The organism is Mesorhizobium sp. LNHC252B00, from assembly GCF_000502955.1.
In the GTDB taxonomy this organism is placed as follows: domain Bacteria; phylum Pseudomonadota; class Alphaproteobacteria; order Rhizobiales; family Rhizobiaceae; genus Mesorhizobium.
This window is the reverse complement of record NZ_AYWO01000040.1, coordinates 20,171-43,911: the sequence shown is the minus strand read 5'-3', so window position 1 is coordinate 43,911 and position 23,741 is coordinate 20,171. Positions and strand designations below refer to the sequence as shown.

The 23,741-nt window shown below is 62.4% G+C and carries 20 protein-coding genes and 1 pseudogene; 10 read left to right on the top strand and 11 right to left on the bottom strand.

Going from position 1 to position 23,741, the window contains the following annotated elements:
* Positions 1-105 precede the first annotated feature (105 nt).
* Positions 106-1,584, top strand: coding sequence for a TadE/TadG family type IV pilus assembly protein (locus tag X744_RS142495; RefSeq protein WP_031261217.1), 1,479 nt, complete (start codon positions 106-108; stop codon positions 1,582-1,584).
* Between the two features lie 356 nt (positions 1,585-1,940).
* Positions 1,941-3,209: a cyclopropane-fatty-acyl-phospholipid synthase family protein gene (locus tag X744_RS142500; protein ID WP_023762517.1), complete on the top strand. Its 1,269-nt coding sequence runs from the start codon at positions 1,941-1,943 to the stop codon at positions 3,207-3,209.
* A 118-nt stretch (positions 3,210-3,327) separates the two neighbouring features.
* On the opposite strand, the gene acs is transcribed toward X744_RS142500, so the two are convergent.
* Positions 3,328-5,283: an acetate--CoA ligase gene (acs, locus tag X744_RS142505; RefSeq protein WP_023762516.1), complete on the bottom strand. Its 1,956-nt coding sequence runs from the start codon at positions 5,281-5,283 to the stop codon at positions 3,328-3,330.
* Positions 5,284-5,598: 315 nt separating this feature from the next.
* On the opposite strand from acs, the gene X744_RS142510 reads away from it, so the two are divergent.
* The gene (locus tag X744_RS142510; protein ID WP_031261216.1) at positions 5,599-5,871 is read left to right on the top strand and encodes an usg protein; all 273 of its coding nucleotides are present in this window, start codon (positions 5,599-5,601) and stop codon (positions 5,869-5,871) included.
* A gap of 34 nt (positions 5,872-5,905) precedes the next feature.
* Here X744_RS142510 and X744_RS142515 read toward each other — a convergent pair whose 3' ends face one another.
* Both X744_RS142515 and X744_RS142520 read right to left on the bottom strand, forming a co-directional pair.
* Positions 5,906-6,940: an aldo/keto reductase gene (locus X744_RS142515; RefSeq protein ID WP_023762514.1), complete on the bottom strand. Its 1,035-nt coding sequence runs from the start codon at positions 6,938-6,940 to the stop codon at positions 5,906-5,908.
* A 56-nt stretch (positions 6,941-6,996) separates the two neighbouring features.
* Positions 6,997-8,178: an MFS transporter gene (locus tag X744_RS142520; protein ID WP_031261214.1), complete on the bottom strand. Its 1,182-nt coding sequence runs from the start codon at positions 8,176-8,178 to the stop codon at positions 6,997-6,999.
* 119 nt (positions 8,179-8,297) lie between these two features.
* Between X744_RS142520 and X744_RS142525 the strand changes: the two genes are divergently transcribed.
* Positions 8,298-9,206, top strand: coding sequence for a LysR family transcriptional regulator (locus X744_RS142525; RefSeq protein ID WP_023762512.1), 909 nt, complete (start codon positions 8,298-8,300; stop codon positions 9,204-9,206).
* 48 nt (positions 9,207-9,254) lie between these two features.
* Here X744_RS142525 and X744_RS01000000170360 read toward each other — a convergent pair.
* The 5 genes and pseudogenes from X744_RS01000000170360 to X744_RS142545 all read right to left on the bottom strand — a co-directional run bounded on the left by X744_RS01000000170360 (position 9,255) and on the right by X744_RS142545 (position 12,465).
* A pseudogene (locus X744_RS01000000170360) lies at positions 9,255-10,375 on the bottom strand (aldo/keto reductase).
* 115 nt (positions 10,376-10,490) lie between these two features.
* A complete protein-coding gene (locus X744_RS142530) occupies positions 10,491-10,910 on the bottom strand; it encodes a hypothetical protein (RefSeq protein ID WP_156938635.1) in 420 nt (139 codons plus the stop codon).
* A 147-nt stretch (positions 10,911-11,057) separates the two neighbouring features.
* Complete coding sequence (locus X744_RS142535) at positions 11,058-11,459, bottom strand: type II toxin-antitoxin system VapC family toxin (RefSeq protein WP_023762508.1); 402 nt, start codon at positions 11,457-11,459, stop codon at positions 11,058-11,060.
* Entirely contained in the window at positions 11,459-11,713 is a 255-nt protein-coding gene (locus tag X744_RS142540) for a type II toxin-antitoxin system Phd/YefM family antitoxin (protein ID WP_023762507.1), read from the bottom strand. The genes X744_RS142535 and X744_RS142540 overlap by 1 nt, the downstream gene beginning before the upstream one ends.
* A gap of 89 nt (positions 11,714-11,802) precedes the next feature.
* Positions 11,803-12,465: a YggS family pyridoxal phosphate-dependent enzyme gene (locus X744_RS142545; RefSeq protein ID WP_023762506.1), complete on the bottom strand. Its 663-nt coding sequence runs from the start codon at positions 12,463-12,465 to the stop codon at positions 11,803-11,805.
* Between the two features lie 155 nt (positions 12,466-12,620).
* Between X744_RS142545 and leuS the strand changes: the two genes are divergently transcribed.
* The 3 genes from leuS (at position 12,621) to X744_RS142560 (ending at position 18,688) form a co-directional block, all read left to right on the top strand.
* Positions 12,621-15,161 (top strand): leucine--tRNA ligase, encoded by a 2,541-nt coding sequence (gene leuS, locus X744_RS142550; protein ID WP_023762505.1) that lies wholly within the window; start codon positions 12,621-12,623, stop codon positions 15,159-15,161.
* Entirely contained in the window at positions 15,148-15,726 is a 579-nt protein-coding gene (gene lptE, locus X744_RS142555) for an LPS assembly lipoprotein LptE (protein ID WP_023762504.1), read from the top strand. Before leuS ends, lptE begins: the two co-directional genes overlap by 14 nt.
* Positions 15,727-16,015: 289 nt before the next feature.
* Positions 16,016-18,688 carry a DNA translocase FtsK gene (locus tag X744_RS142560; RefSeq protein WP_023762503.1) on the top strand — a complete coding sequence of 891 codons (2,673 nt, stop codon included), beginning with the start codon at positions 16,016-16,018 and terminating at the stop codon, positions 18,686-18,688.
* A 76-nt stretch (positions 18,689-18,764) separates the two neighbouring features.
* Here X744_RS142560 and fsa read toward each other — a convergent pair whose 3' ends face one another.
* On the bottom strand, positions 18,765-19,421 hold the full coding sequence (fsa, locus tag X744_RS142565) for a fructose-6-phosphate aldolase (RefSeq protein WP_023762502.1): 657 nt from the start codon (positions 19,419-19,421) through the stop codon (positions 18,765-18,767).
* A gap of 90 nt (positions 19,422-19,511) precedes the next feature.
* Between fsa and X744_RS142570 the strand changes: the two genes are divergently transcribed.
* The gene (locus tag X744_RS142570) at positions 19,512-21,695 is read left to right on the top strand and encodes a primosomal protein N' (RefSeq protein ID WP_023762501.1); all 2,184 of its coding nucleotides are present in this window, start codon (positions 19,512-19,514) and stop codon (positions 21,693-21,695) included.
* A gap of 6 nt (positions 21,696-21,701) precedes the next feature.
* Here X744_RS142570 and X744_RS142575 read toward each other — a convergent pair whose 3' ends face one another.
* Positions 21,702-22,157, bottom strand: coding sequence for a type II toxin-antitoxin system VapC family toxin (locus X744_RS142575; protein WP_023762500.1), 456 nt, complete (start codon positions 22,155-22,157; stop codon positions 21,702-21,704).
* On the bottom strand, positions 22,154-22,396 hold the full coding sequence (locus X744_RS142580; RefSeq protein ID WP_031261212.1) for a type II toxin-antitoxin system Phd/YefM family antitoxin: 243 nt from the start codon (positions 22,394-22,396) through the stop codon (positions 22,154-22,156). Before X744_RS142580 ends, X744_RS142575 begins: the two co-directional genes overlap by 4 nt.
* A 65-nt stretch (positions 22,397-22,461) precedes the next feature.
* Here X744_RS142580 and X744_RS142585 point away from each other — a divergent pair, with 65 nt between their 5' ends.
* Together X744_RS142585 and X744_RS142590 are read left to right on the top strand one after the other, a co-directional pair.
* Positions 22,462-23,157: an aspartate/glutamate racemase family protein gene (locus X744_RS142585; RefSeq protein WP_023762498.1), complete on the top strand. Its 696-nt coding sequence runs from the start codon at positions 22,462-22,464 to the stop codon at positions 23,155-23,157.
* 96 nt (positions 23,158-23,253) lie between these two features.
* Positions 23,254-23,649: a DUF4345 family protein gene (locus X744_RS142590; protein ID WP_023762497.1), complete on the top strand. Its 396-nt coding sequence runs from the start codon at positions 23,254-23,256 to the stop codon at positions 23,647-23,649.
* The last annotated feature ends 92 nt before the right edge of the window (positions 23,650-23,741 follow it).

Below are 23,741 nucleotides of genomic sequence, written 5' to 3'. Positions count from 1 at the left end.
TTGGCGGTTGGAGCCTCACCTTATGAGGCGTAGCGGCGCCATCCGGCTGCAATCCTGCGTTGCCCTGTCCACGGCGACGAGGCCGAGGCAAGCGGGGGCTGTAGGATGCGGAATTACGGGGGTCTTGTTCAAGCGGTCGGCGGGTTCGCCAGGGATCGCGGTGGAAATTTCGCAGTCCTGTTCGGCCTTAGCGCCTCGGTCTTGGCGCTGGCTGCGGGCTTTTCGGTCAACATCTCGCAGCTCTACAATGCCAAATCGAGCCTCCAAGGCGTGATCGACGCCGCGGTGACATCGACGGCACGCGACCTGACCACTGGGGTCATCAAGGAAGCCGATGCCAACAATTCGGTGAAGGCTTTTCTCGACGCCAACGATACCGCCGGAATTCTACAAGCTGGCCAGGTCGTCCTTGACCGGCTGATCGTCGACAAGACCGCCAAGACGGTCCAAGTGGATGCCCATGTCGATGTTGCCTTGTTCTTCCCGATTTTCGGCATGAGCGATACGAGACGCGTCGCCGCTTCCACGACGGCGCTCTATTCGGACAAGACCATCGAAGTGGCGATGATGCTCGACATAACAGGATCGATGGCGAAGCGGGGCAACGTCGACAAGATCGGCGATCTGAAAGCAGCTGCGAAAAACGCCGTCCAGACCATGCTCCGGAACCAGGATCCGAAGAACCCCCGCGTTCGCGTCGCGATTGTGCCGTACGCATCTGGCGTGAATGCCGGCAAGCTGGCTGAAAACGTCTATGCCGAGAAGCAAGGGAGTTCCGAGCTACCACCGGTCGCCGGCGGTTCGCTTCTCGTCGCCAAGACGGGCAAAAACTTGCTGCCGTCCTTCAGCGACTACATCTCCATTGTTGGCGCGGCGATGCCGCACCCGGATAATTGCGCCACGGAGCGCAAGGACAAAAATGGCGATGCGGATTTGAGCGCCGACGGCCCGGACACGGTTCGGGCGGACGGGAACGGCAAGAAATATTACGCCCTGGTCAACCGGGATGATCATCTCGGTGGCGGGGGAATGAACAGGTGCCCTGATGCGAAAGTGATCCCGCTGACCGCCGAGTCCAGCGCATTGCTGGATTCGATCGACGACTTCCGGGCCGATGGTTACACGGCGGGCGCGATCGCCATCCAGTGGACCTATTATATGCTGTCGCCGCAATGGCGCACTGCGATCAACAATGCCGGTCTTGGCAAAGGCGCCTCGGATGCCGATCCGAAGAAGATCGCCAAGGTCGCGATCCTGATGACCGATGGCCAGTTCAACACCGCCTTCGCTGGCGTCGGGGGCAGCTACAATAGTCAGGGCAACCTTGCGCGCGGCAACGCCGAAACGTTGTGCGGTAACATGAAAAATGACGGCATCGAGATTTTCACCATCGGCTTCGATCTGAACGACAAGGACATGTCGGCAACCGAGCGGGATCAGGCGAAGGCGGTGCTGAAGGGCTGTTCATCGAAGGACACCTCAACCGCCAAGAGACATTTCTTCGACGTGTCCACCGGAGTGGAATTGGACGCCGCCTTTCAGGAAATCATCCGCAACACCGAAAAGGTCGCGTTGACTCAGTAGTCCGCAAACGGAAAAGGCCGCCTCTTCTTTCGAAGCCGGCGGCCTTCCGTGTTTCCGTCCGTGGCGCGGCCCAAGGCGGTGACCTATCAGATCACCCGCCGCGCATTTCGCGCCTTAACGGGAAGACTGCTTCCCGAAAGTGCAATCCGCTGAGGCCACGTTCTGGAAAACGAAATCACTCGACATCGGATCACCTCCTTTCGATTTGTTGAACACACCGAGATGATGGGGTCTCATTTGGGAAATGGCAAGGCGTCGTGTTGAAAAAGGCGCCAGCGGGTTTTCCGCGGGATTGCGACCGACCGGTCTGACGGGCAAACTCAACCTGACCAAGCTAGAAGCGAGGGAGGATTGTCATGGAGGCAGCCGACAAGGCAGCTCGGATCGTTCGAACGATCATCGAGACGCTGAAGCCAGGCTTCGCGGTCAGATTGTGGACCGGCGAACGGATCGGCCCGGTCACCGGCCCCGTGCTCACCATCAACGACCAGGACATCGTCTGGCAGATGGTCCGCCACCCCACCTTCTCGACGCTGATCGAAATGTGGATATCCAAGACCGTCGACATCGAAGAGGGATCGCTGTTCGATTTCTACGCCTTGCCCTCGCAAGGCAAACTCAGGACGAAGTTGAAGACATTGCCGAAGCTGGCGATCCTGCGGGACCTGCCGGCAGTGCTGTTTTCAAGGAAACAGATGACGGCGCGGACCGATCTTTCAGGACGCAATCCCTTCGTCAGCGGTTCAAGCCAGGAAGCGATCCAGCATCACTATGACATTTCGAACGCTTTCTATCGGCTCTTCCTCGACGAGCGCATGGTCTACAGCTGCGGCTACTTCAAGGATTTCGCCAACAGCATCGATCAAGCGCAGATCGACAAGCTCGACCACATCTGTCGCAAGCTCCGGCTGAAGCCTGGAGAAAGACTGCTCGACATCGGCTGTGGCTGGGGAGCGATGCTCATCCATGCCGCGAAGAACTATGGCGTCATCGGCCATGGTGTCTCGCTGTCGGAGGCGCAGACCAGTCTTGCCCGTGAGCGCATCCGCGCCGAGGGGCTGGAGGACCGCATCACCATCGAGATAAAATCCTATACGGAACTCTCCGGCTCGTTCGACAAGATATCGTCAATCGGCATGTTCGAGCATCTCGGCCTTGCCAACCATGCCGCTTATTTCTCGACCGTTCATCGCCTGCTCAATCCGGGCGGCATCTACCTGCATCACGCCATCACCAGGCGCAGCAAGGGCGACATGAAAAAGACCTTGCGCAAGGGGCCGGAATACAAGGCGCTGATTAAATACATCTTCCCCGGCGGGGAACTCGACACCATCGGCATGACGCTCGGCAATCTCGAAGCGCACGGTTTTCTCATCTACGATGTCGAGAACCTGCGCGAGCACTATGCCCGCACCTGCAGGTTGTGGGCCGAGCGATTGCGTGCACGTTTCGCGGAGGCAATCGCCGAGGTGGGCGAGCCGAAGGCACGCCTGTGGCTGCTCTACCTGACCGGCTGTTCGATCACCTTCGAGCGCGCCTCGGCGCAGATTTTCCAGACCGTCGCCACCAAGCGCGCGCGTGGCCCAAGCGGGCTGCCGCCGACGCGGGCGGATCTGTACCGGTAGCTTACAGGACACGCATCGTGTCGCCGACCTTGATGCCGGCCGGCCGATCGACGTGCAATAAACGCCGAGATTATGCGCGTTGTGGCGAACCAGAATGCCAGTGCAGTCCTGGTTTTTGTCAGGCCTTCTTGTTCTGCCGATTGGCGATCAGATCGTCGACGACGGCTGGGTCGGCCAGCGTCGAGGTGTCGCCGAGTGCCGAAAAATCATCCTCGGCGATCTTGCGCAGGATGCGGCGCATGATCTTGCCCGAGCGCGTCTTGGGCAGGCCGGGCGCGAACTGGATCTTGTCGGGCGAAGCGATGGCACCGATCTCCTTGCGGACATGAGCGATGAGCTCCTTGCGCAATTCCTCGCTCGGCTGCTCGCCGGCCATCAGCGTGACGTAGCAGTAAATGCCCTGGCCCTTGATGTCGTGCGGATAGCCTACGACGGCGGCTTCCGAAACCTTGTCGTGACTGACGAGCGCCGATTCGACTTCTGCCGTGCCCATGCGATGGCCGGAGACGTTGATGACGTCGTCGACGCGGCCGGTGATCCAATAATAGCCGTCGGCGTCGCGGCGGCAGCCGTCGCCGGTGAAGTACTTGCCCTTATAGGTCGAGAAATAGGTCTGGATGAAGCGATCGTGATCGCCATAGACGGTGCGCATCTGGCCGGGCCAGGAATCGGTGATGCACAGATTGCCGTCTGCGGCACCCTCCAGCACCTTGCCTTCGCCGTCGAGCAGTTGCGGCTTGACGCCGAAGAACGGCCGCGTCGCCGAACCTGCCTTGAGATCGGTGGCGCCAGGCAGCGGCGTGATCAGGATGCCGCCGGTCTCGGTCTGCCACCAGGTGTCGACGATCGGCACCTTGCCGTTGCCGACGACGTTGAAATACCACTCCCAGGCTTCCGGGTTGATCGGCTCGCCGACCGAACCCAGCACACGCAGCGATTTGCGCGACGTCTTGGTGACATGCGCATCGCCGGCGCCCATCAGCGCGCGCAGCGCCGTCGGCGCGGTGTAGAAGATGTTGACCTTGTGCTTGTCGATGACGTCCCAGAAGCGCGACTGCGACGGATAGTTCGGCACGCCTTCGAACATCAGCGTGGTGGCGCCGTTGGCGAGCGGGCCGTAGACGATGTAGCTGTGTCCGGTCACCCAGCCGACGTCGGCGGTGCACCAGTAGATATCGCCGTCATGGTAGTCGAAGACATATTGGTGCGTCATCGAGACGTAGACGAGGTAGCCGGCGGTGGTATGCAGCACGCCCTTCGGCTTGCCGGTCGAGCCCGAGGTATAGAGGATGAACAGCGGATCCTCGGCCTTCATCTTCTCCGGCTTGCACTCAGGCCTGACCGTCGCGACCTCGTCATGGTACCAGACGTCGCGTCCGGCCACCCAGCCGGTCTTGCCGCCGGTGCGGCGCACGACCACCACCTTTTCGACTTTCGTTCCGGCCTTCGCGGCGATGTCGATCGCCTTGTCGGCGTTGTCCTTCAACGGGATCGGCTTGCCGCCACGCAGGCCCTCATCGGCGGTGATGACGAAGGTCGACTTGCAATCGTCGATGCGACCGGCCAGCGCGTCCGGCGAAAAGCCGCCGAAGACGATCGAGTGGATCGCGCCTAGCCGAGTGCAGGCCAGCATCGCATAGGCGGCTTCCGGGATCATCGGCATGTAGATGGTGACGCGGTCGCCCTTCTTGACGCCGTGCTTCCTCATCACATTGGCAAGCCGGCAGACATGCTCGTAGAGCTCGTTGTAGGTGATCTTCTTGTCGTCGTAGGGATTGTCGCCTTCCCAGATGATGGCGGTCTGGTTGCCCCGCTTCTTCAGGTGCCGGTCGATGCAGTTGACCGAGACGTTGGTCAGCCCGTCCTCGAACCATTTTATCGAGACCTTGCCATCAAAGGAGGTGTTCTTGACCTTGCTGTAAGGCTTGAACCAGTCGATGCGCTTGCCGTGCTTGCCCCAGAACTTGTCCGGGTTCTTGACGCTGTCGGCATACCATTTCAGGTAGGTGTCATTGTCGATCAGCGCGTTTTTCTTCCACGCCGGCTGGACGCGATGGACATGAACCTCGGACATTCCGGACTTCCCTCCCAAACCGATCCGCCGGCTTGAAACGCCGGCGGGATCGCAGCAAAGCTGCCGCGAATTCGGCGGCATTATTACCAGTTCGTCCGTCATCGCAATATTAGACGTTGGATTCGCGCGGCGGGATGCCGCAGGGGGCCTATCCAAGGCTGTCAGCACTCAGATCAGCTCGCTGCTAACTGCATGTTTTCGCGCGGAAAACCCGTTCTCGATCAGGAAAAATCAATAGACAGTTAAGCAACGGCGCGCACACTCTGACCTTGGGAGGAAAGGAGACTCAACCAGAGACCGCCCAAGAGGACTGCCATGCGCGACCATTCCGAAATGGACCTGATGTTCAAAGGCTATGGCCTGACCACGGCCAAGATTCTCTATCATTTCCCCGATCATCCGCATCTATTGCAGAGCTTCATCTGGCAGGACTACGATCTGGCGCCGACGTTTCCGGTGCTGATCAAGTTCATCGAATTCTGGAAGGCCAAGCTCGACGGGCCGCTGCATTCGATCAGCTACACACACCAGAAGCTGATCGCGCCGAATGAATGGCGCAAGGTGGATGGCGAGTTCGTCTTGCACTGAACGGCGGCAGGGCCGCCGTTCAGGGGTCGCCAACTCACACCGCCGGCGGGTTCAGCCGGGCGAAGCCTTCCTGGCGGCGATAGGGGAAATACGGATAGGGCGCGGTGACTTCGCTCGCCGCGTCAAGCTTTTTCATCTGCTCCGGCGTCAAATTCCAGCCGACAGCGCCAAGGTTCTGGCGCAGCTGTTCCTCGTTGCGGGCGCCGATGATGACCGACGATACGGTCGGGCGCTGCAGCAGCCAGTTGATGGCGATCTGCGGCACGATCTTGCCGGTTTCCCCGGCCACCGCGTCCAGCGCATCCATGACCCGGTAGAGATGCTCGTCCTCGACCGGTGGCCCGAAGCTTGCCGTGTCGTGCAGCCGGCTCTTTTCCGGCAAAGCCTGGCCACGGCGGATCTTGCCGGTCAGGCGGCCCCAGCCGAGCGGGCTCCACACCAGCGCGCCGACGCCCTGGTCGAGGCCAAGCGGCATCAGCTCCCATTCATAGTCGCGGCCGACCAGCGAGTAGTAGACCTGATGCGCGACATAGCGCGGGTAGCCGTGCTTGTCGGCTTCCCCCAGCGACTTCATCACTTGCCAGCCGGAAAAATTGGAGACGCCGACATAGCGCAACTTGCCGGCGCGTACGAGTTCGTCCAGCGTCGACAGAACCTCCTCGACAGGCGTGCCGGCATCGAAGGCATGTAGCTGCAAAAGGTCGATGTAGTCGGTGCCGAGACGTCTCAACGCGGCGTCTACCGACTTGATCAGCCGCGAACGCGACGAGCCATAATCGGCGGGGCCGTCGCCCATCGGCAGCGAAGTCTTGGTCGAGATCAGCACGGCGTCGCGGCGGCCTTTTATGGCTTCGCCAAGCACCTGTTCCGAGGCACCATTCGAGTAGACGTCGGCGGTGTCGAACAAATTGACGCCGGCTTCAAGGCAGATGTCGATCAGCCGCCGCGCTTCCCTGGCGTCGCTGTTGCCCCAGGCGCCGAACAGTGGGCCGGAACCGCCAAAGGTTCCCGCGCCAAACGAGAGTGCGGGCACTCTCAGGCCTGATGCACCGAGACGTCGATAGTCCATTTTCTTGCTCCTGGTGGTGTGGAAGAAGGGTGTCGAAAGCGATCCGGTTCAGATATTCACGACCGGACGGAGGCAGGCGCGCCGAGCGTGACGTGGCGATCGAGACGCAACGCCAGTCCCGCCACGGCGAGTGCCGTGAGCGGCAGGAGGGCGGCGACCCAGGTGAGCGCACCAAGGCCGAGGTCATGGGTAATCACCACGCCACCGAGCCAGGCACCTGCGGCGTTGCCGAGGTTGAAGGCGGCAATGTTGAAGGACGAGGCGAGGCTCTGGCCCGCACCTTGCGCCTTGTCCAGCACCCACATCTGCAGCGGTGCCACGGTGGCGAAGGCGGCAACGCCAAGCAGGCCGACATAGATCACGGCCATCACCTGGCTGTGGATGGCGAAGGTCATGGTGGCGAGCACCACTGCCAGCACCACCAGACTGCCGAGCACGGCCGGCACCAGCCAGCGGTCGGCGACCTTGCCGCCCACGAGATTGCCGGCGATGAGACCGCCGCCGAAGACGAGTAGGATCGGCGATACCGCCGCTTCCTTGAAGCCGCTTATCTCGGTCAGCAGCGGGGCGATGTACGTGAAGACCATGAAGACACCGGCATAGCCGAGCACGGTGGTGGCGAGGCCGAGCAGGACGGGCGTGCGGCGCAGCACAGCCAGATCGGCGCGGAGCTCGCTCTTTTCGGGCGCTATCCGGCTGCGTGGCACCAGAGCCAGGATAACGGCGAAAGCCGCCAGACCGACTAGGGTCACCACCCAGAAAGTCGCGCGCCAGCCAAAGGTCTGGCCGAGCCAGGTGCCGAAGGGCACGCCGAGGATGTTGGCGATGGTCAGGCCGGTGAACATCAGCGCGATCGCCGAGGCCTTCCTGTTGGGTGCGACCAGTCCGGTGGCGACAACAGAGCCGACGCCGAAGAAGGTGCCATGGGCAAAGGCGGTGATGATGCGGGCGCCCATCAAAGTCCAGTAGTCTGGCGCCAGCGCACAGGCTAGATTGCCAAGCGTGAAGATCGCCATCAGCGCCAGAAGCACGGTCTTGCGCGGCCAGTTGCCGGTGGCGATGGTCAGCAACGGCGCGCCGATGACGACGCCAAGCGCATAGCCGGAAATGAGCTGGCCGGCGGCCGAGATCGAGACGCCGAGATCCTTGCTGACATCGAGCAGCAGACCCATGATGACGAATTCGGTGACACCGATGCCGAAGGCACCGGCGGCGAGAGCGTAGAGAGCAAGAGGCATGGCGGTTTCCACTTCGATGGCGAGGAGCGCCGTCCCGCGCCCCGGCCCGAAAGATCGTGTCACCGTGCATTGTGAACCAGACTTGCTCTGGGCATATTTTCTGTGAAATAGATTCACAGATGGCTAGACCCGACATCAATCGCTCCGGCGAGATCGAAGTCTTCGTTCGTGTTGTCGAGGACGGTAGTTTTTCCTCCGCGGCACGCGCATTGCGGATGACGCCGTCGGCGGTCAGCAAGCTGATCGCGCGGCTGGAGGCGCGGCTCGGCGCGCGGCTGGTCAGCCGTTCGACGCGAAAACTGCAACTGACGCCGGAAGGCACCGCGTTCTACGAAAGCGGCCTGCGTATCCTCGCCGACATGGCGGCGGCCGAGCAGGAGGCCGCGGCGGGTGCGGCACCGCGCGGACGGCTGCGCGTCAACACCTACGTTCCCTTCGGAGTGCACCGGCTGATCCCGCTGCTGCCGCGCTTCCTCGAGCGCTATCCCGAGATTTCGGTCGATCTGGTGCTGAGCGACAGCGTCATCGACCTGATGGCGGAACGTGCCGACGTCGCCATTCGTGCCGGGCCGCTCAGCGAATCACGGCTGATGGCGCGAAAGCTTGGGCAAAGCCCGGTGGTGGTCGTCGCGGCGCCCTCATACGTCGAAACGCACGGGACGCTGCTGACACCGACCGATCTCGACAGGCACAACCGCATGGGCTTCGGTTTCGTGCGGCACCTCGACGGTTGGCCTTTTCTCGATGCGGCTGGCAACTCCATCATGGTTCCAATCATCGGCAACACGCTGGTGAGCGATGGCGAGGCAATGCGGCTGATGGCGTTGGCGGGCGCGGGCATCGCCCGGCTGGCCCGCTGGCACGTGGCGGCCGATATCGCTGCCGGCCGGCTGGTGCCGCTGCTCGAGGATTTCAATCCAGGCGATGAGGAGGCCACCCACGCCGTCTATGTCGGCCAAGGCCGGCATCTGCCGGCGCGGGTGCGCGCCTTTCTCGATTTTCTCGGGGAGAGCGTTCGGCTGAGCTGACTGGCACTCGGGAGCCCATGGGCTCCCGAGATGTCGGCATTGGCCGCGTTATGGTTTCGGCGTGAACGGCGCCGGACGCCGGCCGGCAGCCTGACGCTCCAGCATCCAGCCGGGATATTCGGCCGGCAAGGCGCTGACATCATCGAGGCGGACAAGATCGTCGGCGTCGAGCCTCAGCTGCGTCGCCGCAAGATTCTGCTCCAGCTGCTCCATGCGGCTCGCGCCGATGATGACGCTCATCACGAAGGGTTTGGCCAGAACATAGCCCAGCGCGACTGTCGCGACACTCACGTCATGCTTTTTGGCGATCTCGCGCATGACGGCCACAGCCGCCCAGGCGCGGTCCTCGTTGACCGGTGGGAAGTTGAAGGAAGCGCGGCGCCCTTCGCCATTGCCCGGTGCGCCGGGCCCGTATTTACCCGACAGCAGTCCGCCGGCCATCGGCGACCACACCATCAGGCCGAGCTTCTCCTCATTGAGCAGCGGCACGATCTCGCGTTCAAGGTCGCGACCGGCTATCGAGTAATACGACTGGACGGTCTCGAAGCGAGCAAAACCCTTGCGGTCGGCGATGCCGAGCGCCTTGGCGATGCGCCAGGCCTGCCAGTTAGAGACACCGGCATAGCGGACCTTGCCGCTTGCAACGAGATCGTCCAGCGCCCGCAGCGTCTCGTCGATCGGCGCCACGGTGTCGGTGCCGTGCAGCTGATAGAGATCGATATGGTCGAGCTGCAGCCGNTCTCGTCGATCGGCGCCACGGTGTCGGTGCCGTGCAGCTGATAGAGATCGATATGGTCGAGCTGCAGCCGCTCGAGACTGGCGTCGACCGAATCCATGATGTGGCCGCGTGACGAGCCACGCTGGTTTGGGCCTTCGCCCATGGCGCCGTGCACCTTGGTGGCGATGACAACATTCTGTCTGTTGACGCCGAGATCCCTGAGCGACTGGCCGAGCAGCCGTTCGGACGCGCCGAAGGAGTAGACGTCGGCGGTGTCGAAGAAATTGACCCCGGCGGCGAGCGAGCGGGCAACGATCTCGTTGACGCCCTTCTGGTCGAGGCTGGCGATCAGGCCCCATTGGGCATTTTCGCCGGCGGCACCGAAGGTCATGGTGCCGAGGCAGAGTTCGGAGACGAACATCCCCGTATTTCCAAGCTGGTTATAACGCATGGTGGAGGCTCCAGAGAGTTTGTGACGACACAAAACAAATAGGAACGGTACGTTTCGTTTCTAGTGTTGGCCCAAAGAATTTCTCATCTGGCCAATGCCTGGACGTGCCCGACGGTCAGCTGGCCAGTAGCGCCACGATCGCGAAGGCTGTCATGCCGAAGGCGACGGCGGCAAGCGGCAGCAGAATTTCGAGCAGCGCTCTCTTGGAGGCAACGCGGTTGCCCTGGCCGAGATCGAATTCGCCGGCGATCCAATCCTCGAAGCTGCCGATGCTCGCGGGTGTCCACGGGCGGTGCCGATACCAGACATGCCCGGCGACGGCCGGCAACGCCACCGCCATAACAAGGAAGCCGGTCATGACGACGAGAAGATAATCGGCGTAGCTGCTGCCGCCGAAGCCTGCCCAGGCGGACAATGCGTACCACCCGGCAAGCCCAGCAATCAGACCGTAGATGTCTGGATGCAGCCGGTCGGAGACATGCCGGTTGTGAGGCCGGTCACGGGGTTGATTGGGGGAAAGGTGTTCGTTGTTCATGATGCCCTCCTTCGACATTGCAAAGGAACGGCCATGACGGTCGCTCAGGTCTCCGACGGAGGTAGGGAGGGGGCGCGGCATCGCAATGCGATGCTATGACGCGGCTGCCGCATCCAACCTCCGGGCTTTGTGGCAATGTGGGACGGGTCAGATCACCCAGGGATTGAAGACCGTCACGCCGGTATTATCAAAGTCGGCAACATTGCAGGTCACGAGAATGAGGTCATGGACAAGCGCGGTTGCCGCGATGAGCGTGTCGGCGCTGCCCCGTGTACGACCAGCAGTGATGCGCCCCCAAGCCAACGCGACATCTTCCGTAACGGCAAGAATGCGGTCGGCGTTGTCGCGGCGAAGCTCGCGCAGCCACATATCGAGACGCGTGGCCCTTTCAGCATCGACCTTACGCTGCTTGACGATTCCGCGTTCGATTTCACCAATTGTGATGACGCTGAGATTCAGGGAGTCCGGATCGATCGAAGCCAGCCACGCAGTCGGCTTGGGTAGCCGCCTCTGCACGTCCGAAACGATGTTCGTGTCGAGCAGGTACATCAGAGGTCGACATCCCGAATCATCGTATCCGAGCGACGGTTGACCTCCTCGGCGAAATCATCGTCCCAGACCGGGCCCGTCAAAAGATACTCGGCAAGGCTTTTCTTCTTTCCGGCCAAGCGGTCGTAGTCTTCCGCAGAGAGCACCACTGCGGCGCGCTCGCCGCGCAGGGTCACCGTCTGCGGTCCCTCGCTGCGCGCGCGTTGAACCACCTTGGAAAAATTGTTCTTTGCGTCCTGAAGATGCCAGTTCATGCGAATGCTTCCTAGCTAGCTTGGCTAGATATAGCATTGTTGCGGTGAGGCAGCAAGAAATGCCGCGCTCGAACTGCAACTATCAATGGCTATCGAATGCCGAAGATCGCGGAACCGACCCTGACGCTGGTGGCGCCGAAGGCGACTGCAGTCTCGTAGTCGCCGGACATGCCCATCGACAGCTTGGCGACGCCGGCCTCACGGCCAAGCTTCTCCAGCAGGGCAAAGTGCGGACCCGGATTTTCATCAGCTGGCGGGATGCACATCAGGCCCTCGATGGCGAGGCCGTGCACATCGCGGCAGCGGGCGACGAAGGCGACGGCCTGGCGCGGCTCGATGCCGGCCTTCTGCGGCTCGGAGCCGGTGTTGACCTGGACATAAAGCCTTGGCGCATGGCCTTGCCTGGCGATCTCCTTGGCAAGTTCGGCGGCGATCTTCTCGCGATCGACCGTCTCGATGACATCGAACAACGTCACCGCCTCTTTCGCCTTGTTCGACTGCAGCGGGCCGATCAGATGCAGTTCGATATCCGCAAATGCCTCCTTCAGCGCCGGCCATTTGCCTTGCGCTTCCTGCACCCGGTTTTCGCCGAAGACGCGCTGGCCGGCCTCGATGACCGGGCGTATGTCGGCGGCGTCAAAAGTCTTGGAAACCGCGACCAGCGTCACCGCTCCAGCCTGGCGGCCAGCCTCGTGTTCCGCCGCAGCAATCCTGGCCTTGACCGTGAAAAACTGCTGAACGGCGTCGCCCATATGCAAATCCTGCTGTTTTGGCCCGCGTTTTTGTCAGACGCGATACCCATATGGTTGACGGGTTTGCCAAACCATGGTGAACACCCGGACCACATTCCCTGAACTGCCGAGCCGTTGCCCGCAGTTCGCGCATGCTTTTAAGTGAAAATAATCCCATGGCAACCGAACGATACAATCCGCGCGCGTCAGAGCCCAAATGGCAGAAGGCCTGGGACGCCAAGAAGCTGTTCGAAGCGCACAATGACGATCCGCGCCCGAAATACTTCGTGCTGGAGATGTTCCCCTATCCGTCGGGGCGGATCCATATCGGCCACACCCGCAACTACACGATGGGTGACGTCGTGGCACGCTACAAGCGGGCCAAGGGTTTCAACGTGCTGCACCCGATGGGCTGGGACGCGTTCGGCATGCCGGCCGAGAACGCGGCGATGCAGAACAAGGTCCATCCCAAGGAATGGACCTATCAAAACATCGCCACCATGCGCGAGCAGCTCAAGGTTATGGGCCTGTCGCTGGACTGGGCGCGCGAATTCGCCACCTGCGACGTCGACTACTACCATCGCCAGCAGATGCTGTTCCTCGATTTCGTCGAGAAGGGGCTGGTGACGCGCAAGTCCTCCAAGGTCAACTGGGATCCGGAGGACATGACCGTGCTCGCCAACGAGCAGGTCATCGACGGGCGCGGCTGGCGCTCGGGCGCGCTGGTGGAACAGCGCGAACTGACGCAGTGGTTCTTCAAGATCACCGACTTTGCGCAGGATCTGCTGGATTCGCTCGACGGCCTCGAGGAATGGCCGGAAAAAGTGAAGCTGATGCAGCAGAACTGGATCGGCCGCTCGGAAGGCCTCCTGATCCGTTGGCCGCTGGCAGATGCTGTCGGTGGCGAGCATGAGCTGGAAGTCTATACGACACGGCCCGACACCATCTTCGGCGCTTCCTTCATGGCTGTCGCCGCCGATCATCCGCTGGCCAAGAAGGCTGCGGAAGGCAATCCGGCGCTGGCGAGGTTCATCGAGGATATCAGCCATATGGGCACCTCGGTGGCGGCGCTTGAGACGGCTGAGAAGAAGGGCTTTGACACCGGTATCCGCGTCGTCCATCCGTTTGACGACAGCTGGACGCTGCCTGTCTATGTCGCCAATTTCGTGCTGATGGAATACGGCACCGGCGCCATCTTCGGCTGTCCGTCCGGCGACCAGCGCGACCTCGACTTCGCCACCAAATACGGCCTGCCGGTTATCCCGGTGGTGATGCCGGAAGGCGAGAATCCGGCAAGCTTCCAGATCATCGATCAAGCCTTTGTCGACGATGGCGTGATGATCAACTCGCGCTTCCTCGACGGCATGAAGCCGGATCAGGCTTTCGACGAGGTGGCGAAGCTGCTGGAACAGAAGACCATCGGCAACCGGCCGATGGCGGAGCGCAAGGTGAATTTCCGCCTGCGCGACTGGGGCATTTCGCGCCAGCGCTACTGGGGCTGCCCGATCCCGATGATCCATTGCGAGGATTGCGGCGTGGTGCCGGTGCCGAAAGCCGACCTGCCGGTCAAGTTGCCCGACGATGTCGATTTCGACCGGCCGGGCAATCCGCTCGACCGGCATCCGACATGGCGGCATGTGAAATGCCCGCAATGCGGTAGAGATGCGCGGCGCGAAACCGACACGATGGACACCTTCGTCGATTCGTCCTGGTATTTCGCGCGCTTCACAGCACCCTGGGCGCATGAACCGACTGATCCCAAGGCGGCCAATGAATGGCTGCCTGTCGACCAGTATATTGGCGGCATCGAGCACGCGATCCTGCACTTGCTCTATTCCCGCTTCTTCACCCGTGCCATGCGCGAGGCCGGTCATGTCGATCTGGCCGAGCCGTTCAAAGGGCTGTTCACGCAAGGCATGGTGGTGCACGAGACCTATCGCGTCGGCTCGGCATCGAATGGCCGCTGGCTGGCGCCCACNAAGATGTCGAAGTCGAAGAAGAACACGGTCAGTCCGGAAGACATCACCGATGGCTATGGCGCCGACACGGCGCGCTGGTTCATGCTGTCGGATTCGCCGCCAGAGCGCGACGTTGAATGGACCGACGATGGCGCCGCCGGCGCGCATCGCTTCATCCAGCGCATCTGGCGCCTGGTGTCGACGGCGGCCGAAACGTTGGCCGGCATCGAGCCCGCGGCGGCTGGCAGCGACGAGGCCGCTGTGGTTTCCAAGGCCGCGCACAAGATCCTGAAGGCGGTCGGTGAGGATATCGAGAAGCTGGCTTTCAACCGCGCCATCGCCCGCATGTACGAACTGGCCAACGCGCTGACCTCGCCGCTCAACGAGGTGGCCGAAGGCAAGGCTGATGCAGCACTCAAGGGTGCCTGCCGGCAGGCCGTGGAGATTCTCGTGCATCTGATCGCACCGGTCATGCCGCATCTGGCAGAGGAGTGCTGGGAAACGCTCAGCGGCACCGATCTGGTTGCCGAACGGCCGTGGCCGGCGTTCGATCCGGCGCTGGTCGTCGACAACGAAGTCACCTATCCGGTGCAGGTCAACGGCAAGAAGCGGGGAGATTTGACAATTGCCCGCGACGCGGACCAAGGTGCGGTCGAAAAAGCGGTATTGGCTCTCGACTTCGTGCAGAAAGCGCTCGAAGGAAAGGCTCCGCGCAAGGTGATCATCGTGCCGCAGAGGATCGTCAATGTCGTTGCCTGATCGGGAAAAGACAGGGCTGAGCCATGTGCTGCGCCATATCGCGTTCGCCGGCCTGGTCGGCTCGCTCGCGCTTGTCTCGGCCTGCACCGTGCGGCCGCTCTATTCGAGCGCGTCGCTGTCGGGTTCGCAGGCGAGCGCCAATGCCGAACTGGCTTCGATCGCCATCAAGCCGGTCAACTCGCGTTATGCCCAGCAGGTGCGCAACGATCTGATTTTCGGGTTTGGACGAGGTGCCGGCGAGCCGGCCTCACCGGCCTATTCGCTCAATCTCGGCGTGACCGAAGCCGTCGAATCCGCGGCACTTGTGCAGGTTGGGACCAACGAGGACGAACCGACCGCCGGTTCAGTGACGCTGACTGGCAACTATACGCTGTCCGATGTGAAGACCGGTGTGGTGATCGCATCCGGCAAGCGTTCGATCACCTCGTCCTTCGACAGGCCGCGTCAGGAGTTCGCCGCGTACCGGGCGCAGATCGACGCCGAGAATCGCGCCGCGCGCGAACTGGCCGAAGCGCTGCAATTGTCCATCGCCCAGGATCTGGTCAGGCACGCCAAGGCCAGCTAGCACGGCCATCGGCCTAGCGGCCCAAGCATGGTGGGATGATTGTGAGATCACGATCAGGTTCCCGGATAGAGACGTCCTGCATCGCCGCGAAGAGACGCCATCCGCCGCCCCAGCACAGCGGGCAGGTCGCGCCAGCGGCGTGCGCTGTGAGATGACGATTCGGTTGCGTCGTTCGAAGAGGCTGTCACGACGATTTTGCTGTCCAAGGATCGTTGGCGATCCATTCGGGAAGCAACTGTTAACCACTCGCTCCCTATTGCTCGGCAACAGTTCAGAGTGAGTCTTGAGAATGGAAGCCAGGCGTTTTTCCCGGGTCAATTTATTGAAGGCAGCGTCGCCTGATGATCCCGAGGTGAAGCGTGACAAGGGCGGGCAGCGAACGTCTTCAGCCGCGACAGGCGATCTTGATCGTCCGGCCCACAAGGGACTGGATGGCCGGCAGCCCGGCACGCACCAGGCCGGCTATTCCGCGCCGATTGTCGATCTCGGCGGCAACAGGCGGCCTTATATGGAGCCAAGGGGCGCGGAGGCGAGCAACGCGTCTTTGAAAAGCGGCGATATCGAAAGTCCTGCCTGGCAGGAATACTTCTTCCTCGCGCCCAACGTGCGTTTCACCCGCACACCAGACTATGAAGCCAAGAAGCAACGCCCGCAGCACGAGCGTGTTGCCGAGCAAGGCGATACAGACGCGCTCCCCACGCCGCAAACAGTCGCGCAAGCCGTGGTCGATCAGGCATCCTCCGTGCCCTCGCTCCTGGCGTTGCCGGCCTCGGTGAAAACCCCAGCCTCCCAGCCGCTGGCCGGCCGCGGAGCCGCCACGCAAAGACCATCAACGCCGGCCGCGTCTCTCGCTCTTCCGGGACGGGCCAGAGAGAAGGTGAGTGTCGTAGCTCCGGTGACGGCAGCAACGGGACGAGCTTCCGCGCGCGGGGCTGCCGCTCCGGGCGCGCCGATCAAACCGGCCACTGCCGAAAAACTGCGCTGGCCCTATCTTTCGGATCACGCCTTCTTCGAGGCTATGGCGCCCTATCTGGTCGATGTTTCGTCACAGGCCCGGCAGGCCAGCCCAACCTCGCCGGCACCGGTCGTCGCAGCGCCTGTCATCGCCCGTGAGCGGCTCGACAACCGCTCGCCGACCGATGCCACCTCGCTGTTTCGCGTCATCGAATGGCTTCCAGGTCAGGCCTCGAAGCCGCTGCCGGACGTTTTGCCGGCTAACTCGAACCAGGTCGTCGTCCAGCCTGACGTATCTGCGAGCATTCCGCTCCGGGCCGAAGCTGCCGCAATCCTCGCTGCTAAAAGCGATGCCGTTCCTTCGCCGGCCGGCGTGGATGTCACTGTCAGGGCCGCCGGTGCTCGCTCTCCGTGCTTGCCAAGGGCCGGGAATATTGTGCTGTCAACGGCGGGCGACCTTTATGAGCTTCCTTCGGAAGAGCTGTTGCAGCAGCCCCCGGAGGGGCAAGGCTTCTACATGTCGCAGGAGCGGCTCGAGCAGAACGCGGATTTGTTGGAAAGCGTGCTCGAGGATTTCGGGGTGCGTGGCGAGATCATTCATGTTCGCCCCGGCCCGGTCGTCACGCTCTATGAGTTCGAGCCGGCGCCGGGGGTAAAATCCTCCCGTGTCATCGGGCTTGCCGATGATATAGCCCGCTCCATGTCGGCGATTTCGGCGCGCGTCGCCGTCGTGCCTGGTCGCAACGTCATCGGCATCGAGCTTCCGAACGAGACGCGCGAAACCGTCTATTTCCGCGAGCTGATTGAATCGGAGGGCTTCCGCAGGACCAGTTGCAAGCTGGCGCTTTGCCTGGGCAAGACGATCGGCGGTGAGCCGGTCATCGCCGAACTGGCGAAGATGCCTCACCTGCTCGTGGCCGGAACCACCGGCTCCGGCAAGTCGGTTGCCATCAACACCATGATCCTGTCGTTGCTCTACCGGCTGAAGCCGGAGGAATGCCGGCTGATCATGGTCGATCCCAAGATGCTCGAACTCTCCGTTTATGACGGCATTCCGCATCTTCTGACGCCCGTCGTCACGGACCCCAAGAAAGCCGTCACCGCGCTAAAGTGGGCGGTGCGCGAAATGGAGGACCGCTATCGCAAGATGGCTCGGCTCGGTGTGCGCAACATCGATGGCTACAATGAGCGTGCGGCCGCTGCCCGCGACAAGGGCGAGACGGTTGTCATGACCGTGCAGGCCGGTTTCGAAAAGGGCACCGGCGAGCCGCTTTTCGAACAGCAGGAAATCGATCTTGCGCCAATGCCCTACATCGTCGTCATCGTCGACGAGATGGCCGACCTGATGATGGTCGCCGGCAAGGAGATCGAAGGCGCCATCCAGCGTCTGGCGCAGATGGCGCGCGCTGCCGGCATTCACCTGATCATGGCAACGCAGCGCCCTTCCGTCGATGTCATCACAGGCACCATCAAGGCCAATTTCCCAACCCGGATTTCCTTCCAGGTGACGTCCAAGATCGACAGCCGCACCATCCTTGGCGAGCAGGGCGCCGAACAGCTCCTCGGCCAGGGCGACATGTTGCACATGATGGGTGGGGGGCGCATTTCCCGCGTGCATGGTCCCTTCGTTTCAGATGCGGAGGTCGAGCACGTCGTGGCACATCTGAAGGCGCAGGGCCGGCCTGAATATCTGGAAACCGTGACAGCCGACGAGGATGAGGAAGAAGTCGAAGCCGACCAAGGCGCGGTCTTCGACAAGGGATCGGCTGCAGCCGAAGACAGTGATTCCATCTACGACGAGGCGGTCAAGGTGGTGGTGCGCGACAAGAAGTGTTCGACGTCATACATCCAGCGCCGCCTGGGCGTCGGTTACAACCGCGCCGCATCCCTGGTCGAACGCATGGAAAAGGAAGGGTTGGTCGGGGCACCCAACCATGTCGGCAAACGCGAAATCATCATGGGGCGGCGCCCGTCGGCAACCGCGCCTGACGATGACGGCACGGATTGATCGGCCGTCGCTTCAATCCGCGGCGCATAAAAAGGCCGGTTGCCCGGCCTTCTTTTCGTATCGGATATCGGATCGCTCAGCCGATCTTCTGGCCGGTCTTGGCCCAGTCGGCGAGGAAGGCGGCGAGGCCCTTGTCGGTCAACGGATGGTTGACCAGCGCCTTCAGCGTCGCCGGCGGCGCGGTAACAACGTCGGCGCCGATCAGGGCTGCCTGCTTGACATGGTTCACCGTGCGGACCGAAGCGACGAGGATCTCGGTCTGGAAATCGTAATTTTCGTAGATCTGCCGGATCTCCTGGATCAGCTCCATGCCGTCCGCGCCGGTGTCGTCGACACGGCCGACGAAGGGCGAAATGAAGGAAGCGCCGGCCTTGGCCGCCAGCAGTGCCTGGTTGGCCGAGAAGCACAGCGTGACGTTGACCATACGGTTCATCTGGGTGCGGATCGTCTTGCAGGCCTTCAGCCCGTCGAGCGTCAGTGGCACCTTGATGCAGACATTGGGCGCGATCTTGGCCAACGTCTCGGCCTCCGCCATCATGGCCTTGAATTCGGTGGCCACCACTTCCGCCGACACCGGCCCTTCGACGATGTCGCAGATCTGCTTGGTGACCTCGGAGATCTTGCCGCCGGATTTCAGGATCAGCGACGGGTTGGTGGTAACGCCATCGAGCAGTCCCAGATCGTTCAGCTCACGGATATCCTTGATATCGGCGGTGTCGACAAAAAATTTCATGGCAGGTCTCCTGAAGATTTTTATGTGCATGCCATGCACATTCGGGGTCGGCCTTTGATCTAGACCAAAGTCAGGGCAAGGTCACGCCTCATGATCGAAGATTCGCCCTTTGTCGCAGCCGCACCGGTGCTGGTGCCGATGCCCGCCGAACGCCCCTACACCTATGCCGTGCCCACCGGCATGCACGTGGTGCCGGGCTCGATCGTGCGCGTGCCGCTCGGCCCGCGCCAGGTAGCCGGCATCGTCTGGGATGGCATGGTCGAGAAGGTCGATGCGAAGAAGTTGCGCCCGATCGAGCAGGTCTTCGACTGCCCGCCGATCGACCGCGCGATGCGCCGTTTCGTCGATTGGGTGGCGCAGTACACGCTGTCGCCACCGGGCATGGTGGCGCGCATGCTGCTCAGGGCACCGGAAGCATTCGATCCCGAACCATGGATCGAGGGGCTGCAGCGCACGCTTCTGGTGCCCGACCGGATGACGGCCGCCAGGGAGCGGGTGCTGGAGACGGCCGAAGGCGGCCTTGCCTGGACGCGGTCCGGGTTGGCTCATGCCGCAGGCGTGTCGTCGACGGTGATCGACGGCCTGAGGGCGCAAGGCGTCTTCGAGACGGTGATGATCCCGCCGCGCCCGGTGGTGGCCGCGCCCGATTCCATCTACGCCACACCGGAACTGATGCCGGACCAGAGCGACGCGGCGCTGATGCTGCGCGCCAATGTCGCAGCCGGCGTGTTCAATGTCGCACTGCTCGACGGCGTTACCGGATCGGGCAAGACGGAGGTTTATTTCGAGGCGGTGGCGGCCGCGCTCGACCAGGGCAAGCAGGTGTTGATCCTGCTACCGGAAATCGCGCTGACGCATGCCTTTCTCGAGCGCTTCCAGCAGCGCTTCGGTGCCAAGCCGGGCGAATGGCATTCCGACCTGCCGCCGCGGATGCGCGAAAAAGTGTGGCGGCAAGTGGCGGAAGGCGGCGTGCGGGTCGTCGCCGGCGCGCGCTCGGCGCTGTTCCTGCCGTTCAAGGAACTCGGCCTGATCGTCGTCGACGAGGAGCACGACCCTGCCTACAAGCAGGAGGATCGCGTCTTCTACAATGCGCGCGACATGGCGGTGGTGCGCGGCCATATCGGCAGCTTTCCGGTGGTGCTGGCGTCGGCGACGCCATCGGTGGAAAGCCGGGTCAATGCGAGCCAAGGCAAATACAACAGAGCCGTTCTTTCTGCCCGTTTCGCCGAGGCGGCGCTCCCCCATCTCAAGGCAGTCGACATGCGCCGCGCACCGCCGGCGCGCGGCGGCTTCCTGTCGCCGGTGCTGCTCGACCAGATGCGCCAGACGCTGGAGAGGAAGGAGCAGTCGCTGCTCTTCCTAAACCGGCGCGGTTATGCGCCGTTGACGCTATGCCGGGTCTGCGGCCATCGCTTCGGTTGCCCGGTCTGCTCGGCCTGGCTGGTCGAGCACCGCTTTCGCGGCCAGCTGGTCTGCCATCATTGCGGGCACAATGAGCGCCGTCCCGAAGCCTGCCCGGAATGTGGCACGCTTGACCACCTGGTCGCCTGCGGGCCAGGTGTCGAGCGTATCGCCGAAGAGGTCGTCGCGCATTTTCCCGACGCGCGCACCATCGTTTTGTCGTCCGACCTGATGGGCGGCGTGCGGCGGCTGCGATTGGAGTTGGAGGCGATCGCCAATGGCGAGGCCGACATCGTCATCGGCACGCAGCTCGTCGCCAAGGGCCACAATTTCCCCAACATGACGCTGGTCGGCGTCGTCGATGCCGATCTCGGCCTTGCTAATGGTGATCCGCGCGCCGCCGAGCGCACCTTCCAACTGCTCAGCCAGGTGACCGGCCGCGCCGGCCGTACCGGTAAGAAGAGCCTCGGCCTGCTACAGACCTTCCAGCCGGACCATCCGGTGATGAGGGCGATCGTCTCCGGTGACGCCGAGGCCTTTTACGAGCGCGAGATCGCCGAGCGCGAGCGGGCCGCCCTGCCGCCCTTCGGCCGGCTGGCCGGTGTCATCGTCAGCGCGGTGACGCGAGCCGAAGCCGAGGGCCATGCACGCGGCCTGCGCCGCTCTGCGCCCGAAGCCACCGACCTGTTTGTGCTGGGGCCGGCCGAGGCACCGCTGTCCCTGCTTGGCGGCCGTCACCGTTTCCGCCTGCTGATCCAGGGCGAACGGCGCGCCGACATGCAAGGCTTTATCCGCGCCATGCTGGCCAACGGGCCGAAACAGCGCGGCTCGGTCCGGGTGCAGGTGGATATCGACCCGCAAAGCTTTTTGTAAAAATGATTAGTCGAGGCTCGGCGGGTCTTGCAGTATATTCCAGCACCAAACGTCAAGCGCTTCAAAATGCCTGACGTTTGCTGTAACTACGGTGAGCCCGTTAGCTACCGCCGTAGCAGCGATCAGTATGTCCGCCAAGCCCGGATTCTTCCCTTTCGCAGAGACTGCTTCCTCCATTCGGCCCGCTCTTCGCGCTATATCGGCATTGACCGCTAGAATCTGATCTGCAAATCCCTCAATGGTGTCGTTGAGCCAGACGGTGAGGCTGTCCGCGCGGTTTTTGGCCCCAGCGCGATCGAGCTTGCGTATGCCTTTCTCGATTTCGGTGATCGCAATAACCGGTATGAAGAGCGTTTGCTTTTCACCTTGCGCTACAATCCAATTGGCGACGTCTTTCGCAAGCGCCGGCCTGCCGGGAGCGAACGCGGATAAGATGGAAGTGTCGAGAAGATAACCGCTCAAAGGTCGATATCCCGCGACGGTGACTCGTTCCTTTCAAGCTCGATCCCTCCCGGATAGGTCAGGAGAAACTCCCCGAAGTTTCGACGCTTGGCTGGATAAAGCTTTTGTAAGTCCTCGACCGAGACAACGGCCGCTGCCGGCTTGCCGTGCTTTGTGATAATGGTGGGCTCTCCGCTCTCTGCGGCCTCGACGAGCGCCGAGAACCCTGCCTTGGCCTCCCGAACCTGCATCGTTCTCACGGCAAATCTCCTTGTGGTCTCATGTGGTCATAATATAGGAATTATACGGCAAAGGAACAGCCCTTATGAAAACCCTTGGCCTTCTGGGCGGCATGAGCTGGGAATCGACGGCCATCTACTATCGCCTGCTCAACGAGATCGTGCGCGAGCGGCTGGGCGGGCTGCATTCGGCCAAATTGCTGCTGTGGTCGTTCGACTTCGCTGAGATCGCCGAGCGGCAGCACCACGGCGACTGGGAGGGCGCCGGCGTGCTTCTTGTCGAAGCGGCGCGCAAGCTCGAGGCCGGCGGCGCGGATGGCTTGCTTCTGTGCACCAACACCATGCACAAACTGGCCGACCAGGTGCAGGCGTCGGTGTCGATCCCGCTGATCCACATCGCCGACGCCACGGCCGTCGCGGTCAAGCGCGCCGGCATGCAGCGCCCGGCACTGCTGGCGACGCGGTTCACCATGGAGCAGGATTTCTACAAGGGCCGGCTCGCGGACAAATTTGGCTTGAGCTCCGTCGTGCCCGATGCGGCCGGGCGAGACATGATCCATCGCGTCATCTACGACGAACTGTGCCAGGGCATCGTCACGGAAATCTCGAAGGCGGCCTATCTCGCCGAGACCGAACGCCTGCGCCGCGAAGAGGCGGCCGACAGCGTCATCATGGGCTGCACCGAGATTACCATGCTCATCGGCCAGCAGGATTTCGACATTCCGGTCTTCGACACGACGCGCATCCATGCCGAGGCGGCAGTGGAATTCGCGCTCGGTTGATGCGCCTCTCCTAAAGTTCCCGGCGCCATCTGGCGCGGGGTTTTTCCTCCGCTAGAATGCGCGGAATTTCAAGAAAGGCATTTTCGAGGGGACGAGATGGATTATGCGCTTCCGTGGCCGACGAGTCAGGGCGAATGGCTGGCGTGGTCGAGCGCCGTCGTCACCGTGCTGCTCGGGCTTTTGTTTTTTCTGGCACCCAGTCTAGCCTTCCGGATCCTGCGCTTGCAGGCCAAGCCCGAGAAGGCGGCTGCGATCGCCGAGGGGCGTGGCAGGATGTCGGGCTTCTATCTCGGCGTCGGCCTGTGCTGCATCCTCTTGGCGCAGCCGCTGATCTACATGACGCTTGGCTTCTCCTGGCTGTTCACCGCCTTTGGTCGGCTGCTGTCGATGATGTCGGATGGCGCCAACACGCCATTCAATTGGGTTTCCATCGTGGTGGAATTGGCGCTGGCGGCGCTGCCGCTTGCCTTCGCCTTTGGCTTTCTGCCTTGAATCGTTAGGGATTCCGCGATGGAAGGGCGGCGACTTTCGCCGGATGCGACAATAGTGCCTGAAAACCATGCGGAACGACGCATTGCGGTCTT